General features: G+C 67.3%; 15 protein-coding genes and 1 pseudogene. 8 read left to right on the top strand and 8 right to left on the bottom strand.

Going from position 1 to position 15,293, the window contains the following annotated elements:
• From WBV89_RS00225 to WBV89_RS00210, 4 genes are all read right to left on the bottom strand, one after another.
• The coding region (locus tag WBV89_RS00225) for a hypothetical protein (protein ID WP_423979335.1) at positions 1 to 841 on the bottom strand (841 nt) is incomplete at its 3' end.
• 29 nt (positions 842 to 870) lie between these two features.
• Positions 871 to 1,287, bottom strand: a complete 417-nt coding sequence (locus WBV89_RS00220; RefSeq protein WP_423979336.1) for a YccF domain-containing protein — start codon at positions 1,285 to 1,287, stop codon at positions 871 to 873.
• A gap of 103 nt (positions 1,288 to 1,390) precedes the next feature.
• Positions 1,391 to 2,665, bottom strand: a complete 1,275-nt coding sequence (locus WBV89_RS00215) for an aspartate aminotransferase family protein (protein WP_423979334.1) — start codon at positions 2,663 to 2,665, stop codon at positions 1,391 to 1,393.
• A gap of 55 nt (positions 2,666 to 2,720) precedes the next feature.
• Entirely contained in the window at positions 2,721 to 3,317 is a 597-nt protein-coding gene (locus WBV89_RS00210) for an FMN-dependent NADH-azoreductase (protein ID WP_423979333.1), read from the bottom strand.
• A gap of 116 nt (positions 3,318 to 3,433) precedes the next feature.
• Between WBV89_RS00210 and WBV89_RS00205 the strand changes: the two genes are divergently transcribed.
• On the top strand, positions 3,434 to 3,643 hold the full coding sequence (locus WBV89_RS00205) for a hypothetical protein (protein WP_423979332.1): 210 nt from the start codon (positions 3,434 to 3,436) through the stop codon (positions 3,641 to 3,643).
• Between the two features lie 14 nt (positions 3,644 to 3,657).
• Here the strand turns inward: WBV89_RS00205 and WBV89_RS00200 are convergent, their stop codons facing one another.
• Positions 3,658 to 4,314, bottom strand: coding sequence for a hypothetical protein (locus WBV89_RS00200; protein ID WP_423979331.1), 657 nt, complete (start codon positions 4,312 to 4,314; stop codon positions 3,658 to 3,660).
• 134 nt (positions 4,315 to 4,448) lie between these two features.
• Here WBV89_RS00200 and yihA point away from each other — a divergent pair, with 134 nt between their 5' ends.
• From yihA to WBV89_RS00170, 6 genes are all read left to right on the top strand, one after another.
• Positions 4,449 to 5,072, top strand: a complete 624-nt coding sequence (yihA, locus tag WBV89_RS00195; protein ID WP_423979330.1) for a ribosome biogenesis GTP-binding protein YihA/YsxC — start codon at positions 4,449 to 4,451, stop codon at positions 5,070 to 5,072.
• 75 nt (positions 5,073 to 5,147) lie between these two features.
• On the top strand, positions 5,148 to 6,302 hold the full coding sequence (locus WBV89_RS00190; protein ID WP_423979329.1) for a beta-ketoacyl-ACP synthase III: 1,155 nt from the start codon (positions 5,148 to 5,150) through the stop codon (positions 6,300 to 6,302).
• A 112-nt stretch (positions 6,303 to 6,414) separates the two neighbouring features.
• Positions 6,415 to 7,413, top strand: a complete 999-nt coding sequence (locus WBV89_RS00185; RefSeq protein ID WP_423979328.1) for an ABC transporter ATP-binding protein — start codon at positions 6,415 to 6,417, stop codon at positions 7,411 to 7,413.
• Positions 7,410 to 8,321 carry an ABC transporter permease gene (locus tag WBV89_RS00180; RefSeq protein WP_423979327.1) on the top strand — a complete coding sequence of 304 codons (912 nt, stop codon included), beginning with the start codon at positions 7,410 to 7,412 and terminating at the stop codon, positions 8,319 to 8,321. Before WBV89_RS00185 ends, WBV89_RS00180 begins: the two co-directional genes overlap by 4 nt.
• A gap of 173 nt (positions 8,322 to 8,494) precedes the next feature.
• Positions 8,495 to 9,409 carry an ABC transporter ATP-binding protein gene (locus WBV89_RS00175; RefSeq protein ID WP_423979326.1) on the top strand — a complete coding sequence of 305 codons (915 nt, stop codon included), beginning with the start codon at positions 8,495 to 8,497 and terminating at the stop codon, positions 9,407 to 9,409.
• Positions 9,406 to 10,188, top strand: a complete 783-nt coding sequence (locus WBV89_RS00170; protein ID WP_423979325.1) for a hypothetical protein — start codon at positions 9,406 to 9,408, stop codon at positions 10,186 to 10,188. Before WBV89_RS00175 ends, WBV89_RS00170 begins: the two co-directional genes overlap by 4 nt.
• Positions 10,189 to 10,221: 33 nt before the next feature.
• Here WBV89_RS00170 and WBV89_RS00165 read toward each other — a convergent pair whose 3' ends face one another.
• Complete coding sequence (locus WBV89_RS00165) at positions 10,222 to 10,878, bottom strand: response regulator (protein WP_423979324.1); 657 nt, start codon at positions 10,876 to 10,878, stop codon at positions 10,222 to 10,224.
• The gene (locus WBV89_RS00160) at positions 10,875 to 12,041 is read right to left on the bottom strand and encodes a histidine kinase (RefSeq protein ID WP_423979323.1); all 1,167 of its coding nucleotides are present in this window, start codon (positions 12,039 to 12,041) and stop codon (positions 10,875 to 10,877) included. Before WBV89_RS00160 ends, WBV89_RS00165 begins: the two co-directional genes overlap by 4 nt.
• 178 nt (positions 12,042 to 12,219) lie before the next feature.
• Here WBV89_RS00160 and WBV89_RS00155 point away from each other — a divergent pair, with 178 nt between their 5' ends.
• A complete protein-coding gene (locus WBV89_RS00155; protein ID WP_423979322.1) occupies positions 12,220 to 14,451 on the top strand; it encodes an MMPL family transporter in 2,232 nt (743 codons plus the stop codon).
• Positions 14,452 to 14,473: 22 nt separating this feature from the next.
• On the opposite strand, the pseudogene WBV89_RS00150 reads toward WBV89_RS00155, so the two are convergent.
• Positions 14,474 to 15,293, bottom strand: a pseudogene (locus WBV89_RS00150) (hypothetical protein); the annotation flags it as partial.

The raw sequence follows: 15,293 nt of genomic DNA, 5'->3' as shown, positions 1-15,293 counted from the left end.
GCGCAATGCCGGCGAGCACCAGCGCGATCCCGATGACGACACCGGCGATGACGAGGAGCATCATCGAGGGCACGGCATCGGACCAGACGGCGTCGATCATCTCCCCGAACAACGTGTTGGCGATCAGTCCGATGATCCACCCGGCGACGAGGAGGGTGATCAGCCAGACGCCGGTGACCACCGCGATCTTGGTGCCGATCCCACGCAGCGAGCGACCGGGGCGGGGGTGGACCAGGACGGCGAGCATGGCGAACGAGCACAGCGCGACCAAGGAGATCCAGCGCGTGGTCTCGGCGACGTCGCGCAACCCGAGCCGCGGGAGGTCATCCGGAACGATGTCGGGCAGGCCGGCCTCGGTGGCGATCGCCGCCGTGTCGAGGGCACCGTCGGCGGTCACGCCACCCAGGCCGAGCGCTGCGAGATCGATACCGTTGGCGGCCGCCGTGTCCGCGATCGACGTGACGATTGCCGAACCCACGGCGACATTGCCGTCGACCACCTCGACCGGGGCATCGGGATCGACGATCTGACGGTGCGCGTTGAGCAGCGACGCCTCGACGACGCTCACCACATTCGGGTCCTGGCTGGCGATCGTCGCCGCCTGTTGGGCGATCGCGTCACCGGCGACCGGTGCGACCGCGCGCACGACCGTCTGGTCGATGATGTCCGCGGTGAAGCGTGAGTGAGCGATCTGTTCGGCTGCGTGCTCGGCGCGGTCGGCGTCGAGGATCGACATCAACGCGAGTTGTGACGAGACGAGGGCGACCAGTGCGAGCGCGAAGCCGGCTGCAGCGAGGCCGGCGAGAACCAGTCGTCCCGAAGATCCCCGTCGCGCAGCCATCCCGCCATCGTTGCCGATCGCCGGACGCGTCAGAGCGCGAGGTAGACGGTCGCCTCGGGCGGAAGCGGCTGTCCCGCGGTCACGACGGTCTTCCCGAACGGCACGAGCGCGAGTCCGGCCAACTTGAACGACGCGATGCCGAACGGGATCCCGATGATCGTGATGCAGAGCAGGATCCCGGTGAAGACGTGTCCGAGTGCCAACCAGAACCCTGACAGGACGATCCAGATCACGTTGCCGACACACGACAGCCCTGCGGAGCGATCGGTGCGGTGGTACACGACTCGCCCGAACGGCCAGAACGCGTACCCGGCGAGCTTGAACGACTGCAGTCCGAACGGGATCCCGATGATCGTGATGCACTGGACGATGCCGGCGACGATGTATCCGAGACCCATCCAGAGTCCGGCGAGGACGAACCACAAGATGTTGCCGATGACGTGCAGCGCACCGCTGCGTCCGGCAGCGGCGGGCGTGGTCACGTAGGTCGGTTGCGGCGGTCGATTCACAGCCGTGAGTATCGCAGGTGGGACGCGGGATCGGACCTGGTCAGTCGTCGATGCGGAAGCGGTCGACGACCTCGAGAAAACCGGCGACATGCGCGTCGGACACCTCGATGCTCAGCGCGATGAACCCGCGTCGCGCCAGGTAGTAGCCACCGTCGAGACAGTGGAAGAAGAACAGTTCCTTCAGCCGATCGTCCGCGCCGACGAGATCATCGGCCGATGCGACGGGACCCGGGGTGCCGTGCACGTTCATCAGCGAACCGGCGCCGGTCACACACATCGGGATGCCGTTGCGGGTGAACGACTCACCGATCGCCGTGCGCAGGTCGTCGCCGCGCGCGTGGGTCGCATCGAGGATGTCGTCGGTGAGCACGTCGCCGAGTGCAGCCACACCGGCCGACATCGACACGACGTTGTTGTTGAACGTCCCGGCGTGACCGAGCACGCCGCCCGCGGCCGGGTCGAAGTGGGCCATGACATCGGCACGCCCGCCGAAGGCACCGAAGCTGAACCCGCCGGCGAGGTACTTGCCGAGGGTGGTGAGGTCCGGGCGGATGCCCAGCAGGTGCTGGGCGCCGCCCCGCGAGAATCGCGACGTCATCACCTCGTCGAAGACCAGCAGCGAGCCGTTCGTGTCGCACAGTGCGCGCAGCGTCCGGAGGAACGCCGGGTCACCGACGATGCAGCCGCCCGACCCCTGCATCGGTTCGACGAGCACGGCGGCGATCTCGGTCCCGCGATCACGGAACGCTGCGGTGACATCGTCGACATCGTTGTAGCGACACACGTGCCAGTCGTGGGGCACGGTGACCGGACTCGCCGACTCGCCGAACGTGAGCACGCCACCGTGGTACCCGTTCGCGAACACCACGATCTTGCGTCGGCGCGTGTGGTGGGTGGCGACGGCGAGCGCCATCAGGTTCGCTTCGGTCCCCGAGTTCGTGAACCGGACTCGTTCGATCGTGTCGAATCGTTCGACGAGCAGCTCGGCGAGACGCACCTCGTCGTTGTGGACCGAGCCGAGGCTCCAACCTCCGTCGAGCGCATCGCGCACGGCGTCGTACACGGGTGCGGGATCGTGTCCCAGCAGACCGGCGGTGTAGTTGCCGAGGAGGTCGACGTAGCGATGTCCGTCGATGTCGTGCAGTTCGCACCCGTACGCTCGTTCGACGCGGAACGGGAACGGATCGAAGTGCAGGACCGACCGCGTGTTGCCGCCGGGAAGCACGGTTCGTGCACGGTCGGCGACGTCACGGCTGCGGGGGTGGCCGTCCGCGTAACGCCGGCGGGCCAGGGCGACGGTTCCATCGAGGCTCATGGGTGCTCACTCTGCCACCGATGTGCCAACGCGGGAATCACCGCGGGAGGTGAACTCAGGCGATCGCCTGCTCGAGGTCGAGATCGTCGACCGCCTGGCGGGCGACGGCCAGGGCCCCATCCGGGTCGACGTTCAACTGCCCTGCCTCGACGATCTGGATGTCGGTCATCCCGAGGAATCCGAGGTACGTCGCCAGCCAGGTGGAGGACAGGTCCATCGGCGAACCGATCGGGACGCCGCCCGACGCGACGATGATGTAGACGGGCTTGTCGGCGACGAGTCCGATCGGCCCGGCTTCGCCGTACTGGAACGTCGTTCCCGCGCGGGCGACGAGGTCGGCCCATGCCTTGAGTGCAGCGGGAGGACCGAAGTTGTAGATCGGAAGTCCGATCACCACGACGTCGGCGTCCATCAGTTCCGTGATGTACTCGTCCGCGATCGACAGCGCTTCGTTCTGCTCAGGCGTGCGGTGTTCGTGCGGCGTCCACATCGCGAGGAGGGTCGATTCGCTGAGCAGGGGAACGCCGTGGGACAGGTCCCGGGTGCGCACCACGGTGTTGCCGGGGAGCCGATCGATCAGGCGCGAGGTGAGCTCTCGGCTCACGGAATCGGCGTTGCGGGCGGACGAATCGATCCTCAGGACGGTGTGCATCGGAGAAAATGTATCCAGAATTGTCAGCTGATCAGACACGAGAATGATCGATCGGGGTCGTCCGGACGGGGTCGGTCCGGAGTGGGTCGAACCGGACCGACACGTACGCTGACGGCGTGTTCCTCGGTGATGATCTGCTCCCGTTGCTGGTGCTCGCGTTCGGTGGGGCGCTGTTCGTCGGGAGCCTGCTGGCGGTGATCAAACCACCGGAGCGGCAACTCGATGACACCCACCTCGACAAGGCGCCCGTCGGACGTTCGTTGGCGTTTGCGTTCGTCGGACTGGTCGCCGCGATCTGGGCGATCGCCTCGCTCGTGTCCGGCTGAGCCCGCTCAGGCCGTCATTCCCCGATCACGACGATCAGGTCGGTTCGACCGTCCGATGACTGCGCGGTGACGGAGACCGTGCGTTCGCCCTTCGCGTACGTTGCCGTGCGGAAGCCGTCGCCCGGGCTCGACGTCGCGGTTTCATCGAAGCCCGCGCCGGTCAGCCGTTCGGCGTACTCGTCGAACACGTCGCTCGCGTTCCCGTCGGTCGAGCCGGTGACGAGCACGCTCTCCTGTCCTCCCTCCGAGACGTACGTGCCGTAGACGTCGCTGAGGCCATCGGGGGCGGGGACATCGCTGGGCCACTCATCGGGGATGCCTTCGCCGGCGTCGTACACGGACTCGCCGTCGGCGCCGTCGATCTCGAGTCCGTTCTCGGTCGCGTCGAGCGAGAAGTCGTTGCCGTCCTCGTCGGTGCCCTCGATCTCGATGCCATCCCCGTTCGCACTGAACGTGATGTCCCCCTCCTCGGTTTCGATCGAGAACCCATCGTCGTCGATTTCGAAATCGACGTCCTCGCCGCTGTCGGCCTCGACCGCTCGTTCGACGGCCTCCTCGGTCGCGCGCTCGGCGATCTGGCTGCAGCCGGCCGTCAAGGTCACCAAGGTCGCGACGGCGAGTGCGGTTCGACCGATCGGGTGGCCGGTGACAGCGGTGAGGCGGGAGATCATGGGTGTCGTTTCTCCGAGATTCATGTACGTGACGGGAGATCGACCGTAGGTGGCACGCTCGTTCGCGTGTCGAGGATTTCGAAGTTCTGGGAGGATCGCGCACTTCTGCGCGCCGAAGGTTGAATGATGGGACGATGAGCAGCCCGCTGCAGTTGACCTTCGTCGAGTCGGCGTCTCGCGCACGGACACTTCCCGAATCGCCGGTCGAGGTCGCATTCGTCGGACGATCGAACGTCGGGAAGTCGTCGTTGATCAACGCGATCGCCAATCGGAAGCAACTCGCGCGCGTGTCGAACACGCCGGGCCGAACACAGCTGATCAATCTGTTCCGCCTCGACGAGGGTCCGCGTGGGAAGACCGATCGGGGTGTGCCGGCCGAGCCGGTCGCCACGGTGGTCGACCTCCCCGGATACGGGTTCGCCAAGGCGGCCAAGAGCATCAAGGGCGACTGGCCCGCGATGATCGAGGGGTACCTGCTCGAACGCGAGGAACTCGTGATGGTGTTCGTGCTCGTCGACGGCGCGATCGGTCCGACGAAGCTCGACGTGCAGATGCTCGACTGGTTGCGGTTCAACACCGTCCCGCACACCGTCGTCGCGACGAAACTCGACAAGGTCAAGTCGTCGAAGCGGGCGACGCGCCGGAAGGAACTCGCATCGGGCTGCATGCTCGAACCGGACGACATCGTCTGGGCGAGCGCGACCAAGGGCGACGGGATCGACCAGTTGCGCAGCCTCGTGCGGATGCACCTCTCCTGAACGAGCCCCGGGTCGGTGCCATTGCTCGACCCGCTCGGCACACTCCGCCACGGTCTGGTGCCGTAGGTTCGGGGCATGGTCTCGCCCTCCACCGTCAGCGTCTCGATCACCGGGACCGGCTTGTTCACACCCGCCGAATCGATCAGCAATGCCGAACTCGCCGCGTCGTTGTCCGCGTCGGTCGAGCGATGGAACGGTGAACACGCCGACGAGATCGCCGCCGGCACGATCGCGCCACGCGACCTGCCCGACGAGGCGTTCATCGAGAAGGCCTCGGGCATCGCATCGCGCTATGTGATGGAGAAGTCGGGGGTGCTCGATCCGGACCGGATGCGACCGCACCTCCCGTTGCGCAGCGAGGACGAACTCGGCATCCAGGCCGAGATGTCGCTCCCGGCGATCCACGAGGCACTCGAGCAGGCGGGCCGTCGACCGTCCGACGTCGACGCGGTGATCGTGGGGTGCTCGAACCTCCAGCGCGCCTATCCGGCCGTGGCGATCGAGATCCAGAACGCGCTCGGAGCGGGTGGGTGGGCGTTCGACATGAACGTGGCCTGTTCGTCGGCCACGTTCTCGATCCAGAACGCGGTCGACGCGCTCCGCAACGGGACGGCCAACTGCGTGGTCGTCGTCAATCCCGAGATCACCTCGGGACACAACAACTTCGAACTTCGCGACCACCACTTCATCTTCGGCGACGCCTGTACCGCGCTGGTGATCGAGCGCACCGATGACGCCGTGGCCGATCGTGGCGGCTCGCACGGTCGATGGGACGTCCTCGGCACCAAGTTGGCCACTCAGTTCTCCAACAACATCCGTAACGATTTCGGGTTCCTCAACGGGTCCGAGGACGGCGAACGCGACGAGCACGAACTTGTCTTCCGCCAGAACGGTCAGTCGGTGTTCAAGGAGGTCTGTCCGCTGGTGGTGAAGCACATCACGGGTCACCTCGGCGAGGTCGGGATCGAGGCGACCGACGTGCGACGCTTCTGGCTGCACCAGGCCAATCTCAAGATGAACCAGCTGATCGCCAAGGGTGTGCTGGGGCGCATTCCCGACGCCGACGAGGCTCCCGTCATCCTCGATCAGTACGCCAACACGTCGTCGGCAGGCTCGGTGATCGCGTTCCACAGACACCGCGACGACCTCGAGGCCGGTGACCTCGGCGTGATCTGTTCGTTCGGGGCGGGCTACTCCGTCGGCAGCATCATCGTCCGCCGCGCCAACTAGCCGTTCTCGTGAACTGTTCGCGCACGGAGCGCCGGAAGAGTTCACGAGATCGGGCCGGGGTGGTCGGGGGTCGGTCGTTCGGTGGGTGACAATGGGCCGAATGGTCGATGTGGTGAGCGACATTCCGTGCGACGCTGACATCGTGCCCTCGATCATCGAGACGACCGGTCTGGTCATGGAGTTCCCGTCGACCAAGGCGCTCGACGGACTCGACCTGCGCGTGCCGTCGGGGGTGACCGGTCTGGTCGGGGCGAACGGCGCCGGCAAGACCACGCTGATCTCGCTCGTGCTCGGTCTGCTCACACCGACATCCGGGTCGATCCGCGTTCTCGGGCTCGACCCGTCGGCCGACGGTCCGCAGCTCAGGGCGATGATCGGGTACGGACCCGAGCGCAACGTGTTCCCCGACGACATGGTCGCCTACGACTTCGTTCGACACTTCGCACAGATTCGCGGGTTGCCGCGAGACGAAGCACGGTCGCGTGCGAGTGATTCGCTCTATCTCGTCGGACTCGGCGAGGAACGCTTCCGCGCACTCGGGACGATGTCGACCGGGCAGCGCCAGCGCGTCAAGTTGGCCCAGGCGATCGCTGCCGATCCGAGCCTGATCGTGCTCGATGAACCGACCGACGGCCTCGATCCGGTCCAGCGCGACGAGATGCTCTCGATCATCGTCGACGTGCACCGCAAGTTCGGGATCGACGTGCTGTTGTCGTCGCACGTGCTCGAGGAGGTCGAGCGGGTCTGCGACCACGTCGTCGCGCTCGATGCCGGTCGCCTCATCGCGCAGGGCTCGTTGGCCGAACTCGCCGGCTCGCTCGGCGGTGTCGAGGTCGAACTGGTCGACATCGTCGATCGACCGGGTTCGATCGACGCGGTCGCGAGCAAACTCCGAGATTGCGGCTTGAGCGTGCATCGCGGAGATCTCGCCCTGTCGGTGTCGGGTGCGACCGACGAGGAGCTCTTCGATGCGGTCCTCGTCGCGGTCGCGGCGACGCACGCACGGATCCGGACGCTGGGCCGTCGTCGGCGCACCCTCGACGACGTGTTCACGAACGACTTTGCGCCGACCGCGTCGTCCGATGCCACGGTCCCGGGAGCCGGAGCGTGAGCGCGCTCACCCCGCCACCCCCTCCGTCGCAGCCGCCGCCGTCCGCACCGGGCGCGCAGATCGTCGAACGGGGCTTCCAGCGCTACGACGGACCGCGCGCCGGCGTGATGCAGGCGATCCGCAGTGTGACCTGGCAGAGCATCCGTTCGACGCTCGGCCTCGGCCGGCCTGCCCGCCACAAGATCTTCCCGGTCCTCGCGGTCGCGATCGCGTACGTCCCGGCGATCGCCTTCGTCGGATTGGCCGTCCTCGTCGGCGACCTTCTCGATCCGAACGAGATCGCCGACTACGCGGGGTACTACGGCTTCATCACCGCCGCGATCCTGTTGTTCGCGGGTCTCGTCGCCCCCGAGGTCCTCGTCGGCGACCGCCGCAACGGCATGCTCGCCATGTACCTGTCGACCCCGCTGAAACGCAGTACCTATCTCGCCGCGAAGGGGGCGGCGGTTCTCCTGACGCTGGGCCTCGTCACACTCGGCCCACCGCTGTTGCTCCTCATCGGGTACACGTTCGAGAACGTCGGTCCGGACGGGCTCGGGGCGTGGCTGGCCGTACTGCTGCGGATCTTCGTGTCGGCGTTCGCCATCTCCGGCGCGCTCACGGCGGTGTCGATGGCCGCGGCGAGCCTGACCGATCGCCGCGCCTTTGCCTCGATCGGCGTGGTTCTCCTCGCGCTCGCGTCACCCGCGGTCGCGTCGGCACTGGTCGACGGCGCGGGGCTCTCGCCCTCCTGGCGACTGCTCGACGTCTTCTCGATGCCGTTCGAGCTCGTCTACCGGATCTTCGGTCAGCCGGGAGCCTTCCCAGAGGTCTCGACGCTCAGCATCGTCGCGGTCAATCTGGCATGGACGATCGGCGGACTGTCGATCGTCGCGTGGCGCTACTCGCGGCTGGTGGTGGCGCGATGAGCAACGCCGTCCCGCAACCACCCGCAGGGTCGGTCCCGAACTCCCCACCGGTTCCGATCCCGCCGCCGCCGGCGGCGCACCAGACCCCGCCGCCTCCTCCTCCCGGGGGATCTCCTGGATCGGCGGTGGCGACATGGCCGACGGCTCCGGTTGCGCGACCCGCGATGTCGGGCATGATCGCGGTCAACGGCGTCTCGAAGTTCTATCGGTCCGTCGTCGCCGTCAGTGAGGTCAGCTTCACCGTCGATCGAGGCGTCACCGCGCTGCTCGGACCGAACGGTGCCGGGAAGTCGACCCTGTTCCGCATGCTGTGCGGCTTGACACCGCCGTCGCGGGGAACGCTCCGGGTGCTCGGCGCGGACCCCCGTCGCGATCGCGCGGTGCGCGGCTCGATCGGACTCGTTCCACAACAGGATGCCCTCTTCGATCACCTGACGGCCGACGAGTTCGTGGCTCTCGCTGCGCGCACACACGGAATCGACCGAACCGACGTGGTCGAGGTGTCGCGCTGGGCGCTCACCCAGGTCGACCTCGCGGACGTCGGGACGAAGACGGTCGGACAGTTCTCCAAGGGAATGCGTCAGCGGGTCAAGGTCGCGGCAGCGCTCGTGAACGACCCGCAGGTGCTCGTGCTCGACGAGCCGCTGACCGGGTTGGACCCGGTCCAGCGGCGGCGGATGATCGCCCTGTTCCACCGGCTCGGCGACGAGGGCCGGTGCGTCCTGGTGTCGAGTCACGTCCTCGACGAGGTGGCGCGGCTGGGTTCGAACGTCCTCGTCGTCGCGCAGGGCCGGCTCGTGGCGACCGGCGACTACCGCGACCTGCGCGAGCTGATGGATGACCGACCGCATCGGATCCGGCTCGGGTCGTCGGATCCGCGTCGTCTCGCAACCGAACTGGTCCGGCTCGGTCTGATCAGCTCGCTCTCCTTCGGCGACGGTGGTGCGGTCGTCGAGACGTCCGATGTCGATGCGCTCGGTCGACAGCTCGCCCCGCTCGCCGTGGCACTCGGCGTCCGACTCGACGAGGTGCGTCCGCTCGACGACGACCTCGAATCCGTGTTCCGGTATCTGGTGGAGGGACGATGAGCGACGACACGACCACGCGACCGGCGGAGTCCTATCCGGCCGGCGTCACGCGATCGAGCGTCCGCCCGGTCGATGCGGTGGGCATCTCGTACGGCCTCGTCCTGGGACAGATGCGTCACACGGGTCGGATCATCGCGCTGTTCCTGCTCTCGTTGACGGCAACCATCGCCGGGTTCGCCGTGGGTGTCTCGGATGTCGCATCGGTCGATCGTGCGGCGTCGGTGATCGCGAACCTCGGCTTCGCAGTCGTCGTCCCGGTCGTCTGCTTGGTGTTCGCCGGCGGTTCGCTGGGAGATCTCCGCGAGGACAAGACGCTCGTCTACCTCTGGCTCCGGCCGGTGAACCGATGGCCGATCGTCGTCGGTGCCGTCCTCGCCTCGCTCACGATCGCCACGCCGATCGTGCTCCCGACGGTCGTCCTCGCAGCGGTCCTGACGGGGGTCGGTGGAGGGTTGGTCGGCGCCACGTTCGTCGCGACGCTCGTCGGGCTCGTCGCGTACTGCTCGATCTTCACGATGCTGGGCGTCTGGCTGCAACGCCACATCGTCTGGGGGCTCGCCTACATCCTGATCTGGGAAGGGTTCATCGCTCTGGGCGGACCCGGTGTCGCGCAGTTCGCGATCCGCACCTACCTGCGTTCGATCGTGGTCGACCGCACCGGTGCGGACCTCGGTGGCGCGGACTTCACGACCCCGGTCGCGGTCGTCGTCCCGTTGCTCGTGAGCGTCGGCGCAGTCGCCCTCGCCAGCTGGCGCCTGTCCCACCAAGACGTCGATTGACCTATCGACTGGGGTCAGACCCCGGTTGATACGTCAGCGGGGGACGCGATGGGTTTCGTAGGCCCACATCGCGATCTCGACCCGGTTGCGGGCACCGAGCTTCGACATCAGGCTCGCGAGGTGCGACTTGACGGTGCTCAGGCTGATGTGGAGTTCGGCGGCGATCTCGACGTTGGTCAGACCTCGGGCGACGGTCAACACGACCTGTTCCTCGCGATCGGTCAGCGGGTCGATCGGTTGCGCCGGACGTGAGGATGATGACGCGTCGGCGAAGTTCTCGAGCAGACGTGCGGTGACGCTCGGTGCGATCAGCGCGTCACCGCTCGCGGCGGCATTGATCGCCTGGACCAACAACTCCGGTCCGGCGTCCTTGAGCAGGAATCCGCGGGCCCCGGCCTTGAGTGCTCCGTGGACGTACTCGTCCAGGTCGAACGTGGTGATGATCACGACGGCGAGCGGATCCTCGACGCCGGGACCTGCGAGCAGTCGCGTCGCTTCGATGCCGTCCAGATCGGGCATGCGGATGTCGAGCAGGCACACATCCGGTCGGATCCGTCGTGCCGTCTCGACCGCCTCCCGTCCGTCACCGACCGCGGCGACGACCTCGATGCCGTCCTGCGCTTCGAGGATCATCGTGAGGCCGGTTCGGACCAGATCCTGATCGTCGGCGACGAGCACCCGCAGCGTCATGATCCGACCGCCTGGCGGGGGATCGATGCGGCGACTCGCCAACCTCGATCGGCGTTGGGCCCGGCGGTCAGCGTGCCGCCGAGGAGGTGCGCACGTTCGGTCATTCCCACGATCCCGAATCCACCCGACCCGTCTGCTGACGCGGTGGTGTCCAGTCCGTCGTCGTCGACGCGGAGGAGAATCTGCTCGCCGTCCGTCGCCACGTCCACCGACACGATGGTGGCACTGCGTGCGTGCCGGCGGGCATTCGTGATCGCCTCCTGCGCCATCCGGTACAGCGCTCCACCGACGGTCGGTCCGACATCGCCGACGTCGGACGCGACGGTCACCTCGACGCGCGGGCCATCCCCGTCCTGAGGCTCCCGCGGACCGGTCGCGAGGCGATGGAGGTCGGTGAGTTGCGGCTGAGGAGCGAACTCCGCACGCGCGTCGCCGCGGAGGGTTCCGACGATGCCGCGCATCTCGGCGAGCGTGCGCGATGCCTCCTCCTCGATGACGACGAGTGCGTCGAGCGCCGCATCCGGATCGTTCGCGCCGACCACGCGCCCGGCCTGGGCCCGGATCGCGATCGCCGACACGTGGTGCGCGACCGTGTCGTGCAGCTCGCGTGCGAGGAGTTCTCGTTCGCGCAGCTTGACCTCTTCGCGGTCGCGTTCGCGTGACCCGACGAGGTTGCGAACCTCCAGACCGAGGACGGCCGGGAACAGCAGGACCAGCGTTCCGCCGATCGCGTCGCCGAGGCCGGTCCAGTCGCCGTGCAACGCCGAGACGAGCGTGGCGAGCATGATCCCCAGACCGATTGCGGCATGGCGACCCGATCCCCACCGGAACAGCGCATACGGGGCCAACAGCAGGAACGCAGCGCTGTAGTACTCGAACGGCTCACCGCTCGCCACCTGCGCAATCCGTTCGGCGACCAGCACCACCCCGAAGTTGATGACCATGACGGTGAGCGGATGGGTTCGCCGCCACATCAGTGTCGACAACATCGCCACCACGACCACGGTCGAGATGGGCCGCCAGCTCGCCGCGTCGTTGACGAAGGCCTCGACGACGACGGTGGTCACCATGACGGCCAACAGCGCCCAGTCGCGCCAGACGCGACGTGGGGGGTCGGCGACGGCCGGCTCGGCGAGCAGAGAGTTCACGAGCGAAGCGGCCACAGCTCCAATGTAGAGATCGTCGACGGACCGCGTATCGGCCGAAAGTGCGATCCCGGGACCGATCGTTCGGCCGATCGAGAACCGACCGAATCCCCGATGTCCGGGTGAGGAGTACTCGTCACGATGAACTCGACGCCGTCACCGGGACGGCGTCGACCGGTTCCGGAGGAGTCTCGAGATGTCATCAGCGTTGTATCGATTGGGGAGTGGGGCGGCCCGCCACCCCTGGAAGGTGATCGGAACCTGGGTCGTCGTGGCGATCGCGGTCGTCGCGGCGTCCGGTCTCCTCGGACGTGAACTCGACGACTCGTTCGAGGTTCCGGGGGTCGACTCGCAGCAGGCGGTCGAGTTGTTGGATGCCGCCGGATCGGACCGGGCGGGCTTGACCGCGCGCGTCGTCGCGACGCCGCTCGATCCGAATGCGACGTTCTTCGCGTCTCCGGAGGCTCGGGCCGATCTCTCCGATGCGCACGCCGCGGTGAGTGCGCTGCCGAATGCGCTCGCGGTCACCGACCCGGCTGCGCTGCTCGCGGAGGGCAACGACAGTGCCGTCGCGAGTGGTGCCGTGTCGGCCGATGGGCGCGTCGCGGTGTTGGACGTCCAGTACCCGGTGATGGATGAACTCGATCGTGGCGATCTCGACGAACTGGTCGCCGCGGTGGAGGGTCTTCGAGTGGACTCGACGTTGCAGGTCGAGACGGGTGGCGACCTGTTCTTCGCATTCGGTGAAGCCGAGACCGGTCCGAGCGAGGTGATCGGTTTGGTCATCGCCGGGATCGTGCTGCTCGTGGCGTTCGGGTCCGTGATCGCGATGGGACTGCCGATCGCGATGGCATTGTTCGGACTCGCGCTGGGAGTCAGCGCGATGTCGCTCATCGCCTACGTGATCGAGGTTCCGAGTTGGGCGCCGCAGATCGGCAGCATGATCGGCCTCGGTGTCGGCATCGACTACGCCCTCTTCATCGTCACCCGCCATCGCGAGTTCCTGCATCGCGGTGTGGATGTCGCCGACGCGGCCGGACGAGCGGTCGCGACCGCCGGTCAAGCCGTGATCTTCGCCGGCGGGACGGTCGTCATCGCGATCCTCGGCCTGGCGTTCGCCGGTGTCCCGTTCATGACTGCGGCGGGCGTCGCCATCTCGGTGATCGTCCTGATCATGGTCGTCGCATCGGTGACCCTGCTGCCCGCGCTGCTCGGTGTGGCCGGTCCGTGGATCGATCGTCTGCGGATCCACCGTCGACACCGCAGCGACGTGGTGAGCCCCGGGTGGATTCGCTGGGGCCGTCACGTCACCGCACATGCCTGGGCGTACGCGATCGGCGTCACCGTCCTCCTGGTCGCCCTCGCTGCACCGGTGCTGGCGCTCGATCTGGGTTTCCCCGACGACGGCACGCAGCCGACCTCGCAGTCTCAGCGGCGCGCGTACGACCTGGTCGCGGACGCCTTCGGTCCCGGGATCAACGGGCCGTTGGTGATCGCGATCGACATCGCGGACGACCCGACCGTCGTGGGGCCGATCGCCAACGCGGTCGCCGCTGATCCCGGGATCGCGGGGCTTGGCGCAACGGTCGTCGACTCGAACTCGGGCGTGGCCACGATCGTCGCGATTCCCACGACCGCGCCTCAGGACGACGCCACGTTCGAGACCGTCCGTCGATTGCGTTCCGAGGTGCTCGCACCCGTGCTCGACGGTCGCGACGCGAGTGCTCACATCGGTGGATCGACGGCCAACTTCGGCGACGTGGCCGGCCGGGTCACCGATCGACTGCCCGTGTTCATCGGGGCGGTGATCCTGCTGTCGTTCCTGCTGCTGATGCTCGTCTTCCGGTCGGTGCTGGTCCCGTTGAAGGCCGCACTGCTGAACCTGCTCAGCATCGGCGCGGCGTACGGCGTGCTCGTGATGGTGTTCCAGTGGGGGTGGGGCAAGGAGTTGATCGGGCTCGAGTCGACGGTGCCGGTCGTGTCGTTCATCCCGATGTTCATGGTCGCGATCCTGTTCGGGCTGTCGATGGACTACGAGGTCTTCCTGCTGTCACGCGTGCGTGAGGAGTACCTGGCGACCGGTGACAACGACACCGCGGTGATCCACGGCCTGGCGACCACCGCCCGGGTGATCACGTCGGCCGCCCTGATCATGATCGCGGTGTTCGGTGGCTTCGTCTTCGGCAGCGATCCCACGACGAAGATGTTCGGCCTCGGTCTGGCCACGGCGATCTTCGTCGATGCGACGATCGTGCGGATCGTGCTGGTTCCGGCGACGATGAAGTTGATGGGTGACGCCAACTGGTGGCTGCCCGGCTGGCTGGATCGCCTCCTTCCCACCGTCGACATCGAGGCCGAGCCCGACCTGCCGACCGGTCCGACAACCGGTGTCAGGCACCAGTTGTCGGACGTGTCAACGGGTGCCTGACACCGATTGACCACTTGATACGTCAGGCGGTGGCGCGGGTCTTGCGGAGGATGGGGTCGGCCAGGCCGAGACCCTTGTCGGCGAGCCACATCACGCGGCCGGCGGCACCGGGGGTCTCGTTGTCGACGAGGTTGCCCATCACGGCAAGTGTGATGTTCGCGATCGACTCGGTGCTCACCGAGAACCGCAGGCCGTTCTTCAGGATCCACGGATGCCCGATCAGGAACGAGAACCGGCGGCCGGTGCGCAGGAACGCGTCGAAGCGTTCTCCCACCTCGGTGTCGTAGCGTTCGACCGCCGTGGCGGGGTCGTCGACGAACAGGTCGGCGGCGAGCATTCCGGACTCGAGCCCGTAGTCGATGCCCTCACCGTTCATCGGGTTGACCAGGCCGGCAGCATCACCGATCGCGACCCACCCGGGCCCGACGCGCTGCTTGGTCGACATCGGCAGGCGCCACGCACGCGGACGTTCGAGGTCGGGCCCGAGGTTCCACTCGGGCTCGACGACGCGGCGGTACGACTCGATCATGGTGTTGAGGTTCAGCTTCTTGAACCCCTTCATCGTCGACAACGCGCCGACACCGATGTTCACGGTGCCGTCGCCGGCAGGGAACATCCAGCCGTATCCGGGAACAGCCGTGCCGTTCTCGTCCTTCAGCGAGAGCATCGCTTCGAGGTGTTCATCGCCGTGGCGTGGGGTCTCGGCGTAGGTGCGGATGGCGAGTCCGAACGTCTCCCCCTCGACTCGTGTGGCGCCCAACATCCGGGCGACCTGTCCGGGTGGACCGGCGGCCACGATCGTGAGATCGGCGGTGATCTTCTCGCCCGGCGACGTCGCGACC

Origin of the sequence: Ilumatobacter sp., from assembly GCF_049588435.1 — a bacterium.
Taxonomy (GTDB): domain Bacteria; phylum Actinomycetota; class Acidimicrobiia; order Acidimicrobiales; family Ilumatobacteraceae; genus Ilumatobacter_A.
Note: the sequence above shows the minus strand (reverse complement) of the source record. Positions and strands in the feature narration are given on the sequence as shown.

Coding starts and splice junctions, on each gene's coding strand:
- WBV89_RS00215 (WP_423979334.1), bottom strand. CDS start 2,665: ATGAGCCTCGATGGAACCGTCGCCCTGGCCCGCCGGCGTTACGCGGAC.
- WBV89_RS00190 (WP_423979329.1), top strand. CDS start 5,148: ATGGTCTCGCCCTCCACCGTCAGCGTCTCGATCACCGGGACCGGCTTG.
- WBV89_RS00175 (WP_423979326.1), top strand. CDS start 8,495: ATGATCGCGGTCAACGGCGTCTCGAAGTTCTATCGGTCCGTCGTCGCC.
- WBV89_RS00200 (WP_423979331.1), bottom strand. CDS start 4,314: ATGATCTCCCGCCTCACCGCTGTCACCGGCCACCCGATCGGTCGAACC.
- WBV89_RS00170 (WP_423979325.1), top strand. CDS start 9,406: ATGAGCGACGACACGACCACGCGACCGGCGGAGTCCTATCCGGCCGGC.
- WBV89_RS00210 (WP_423979333.1), bottom strand. CDS start 3,317: ATGCACACCGTCCTGAGGATCGATTCGTCCGCCCGCAACGCCGATTCC.
- yihA (WP_423979330.1), top strand. CDS start 4,449: ATGAGCAGCCCGCTGCAGTTGACCTTCGTCGAGTCGGCGTCTCGCGCA.
- WBV89_RS00165 (WP_423979324.1), bottom strand. CDS start 10,878: ATGACGCTGCGGGTGCTCGTCGCCGACGATCAGGATCTGGTCCGAACC.
- WBV89_RS00155 (WP_423979322.1), top strand. CDS start 12,220: ATGTCATCAGCGTTGTATCGATTGGGGAGTGGGGCGGCCCGCCACCCC.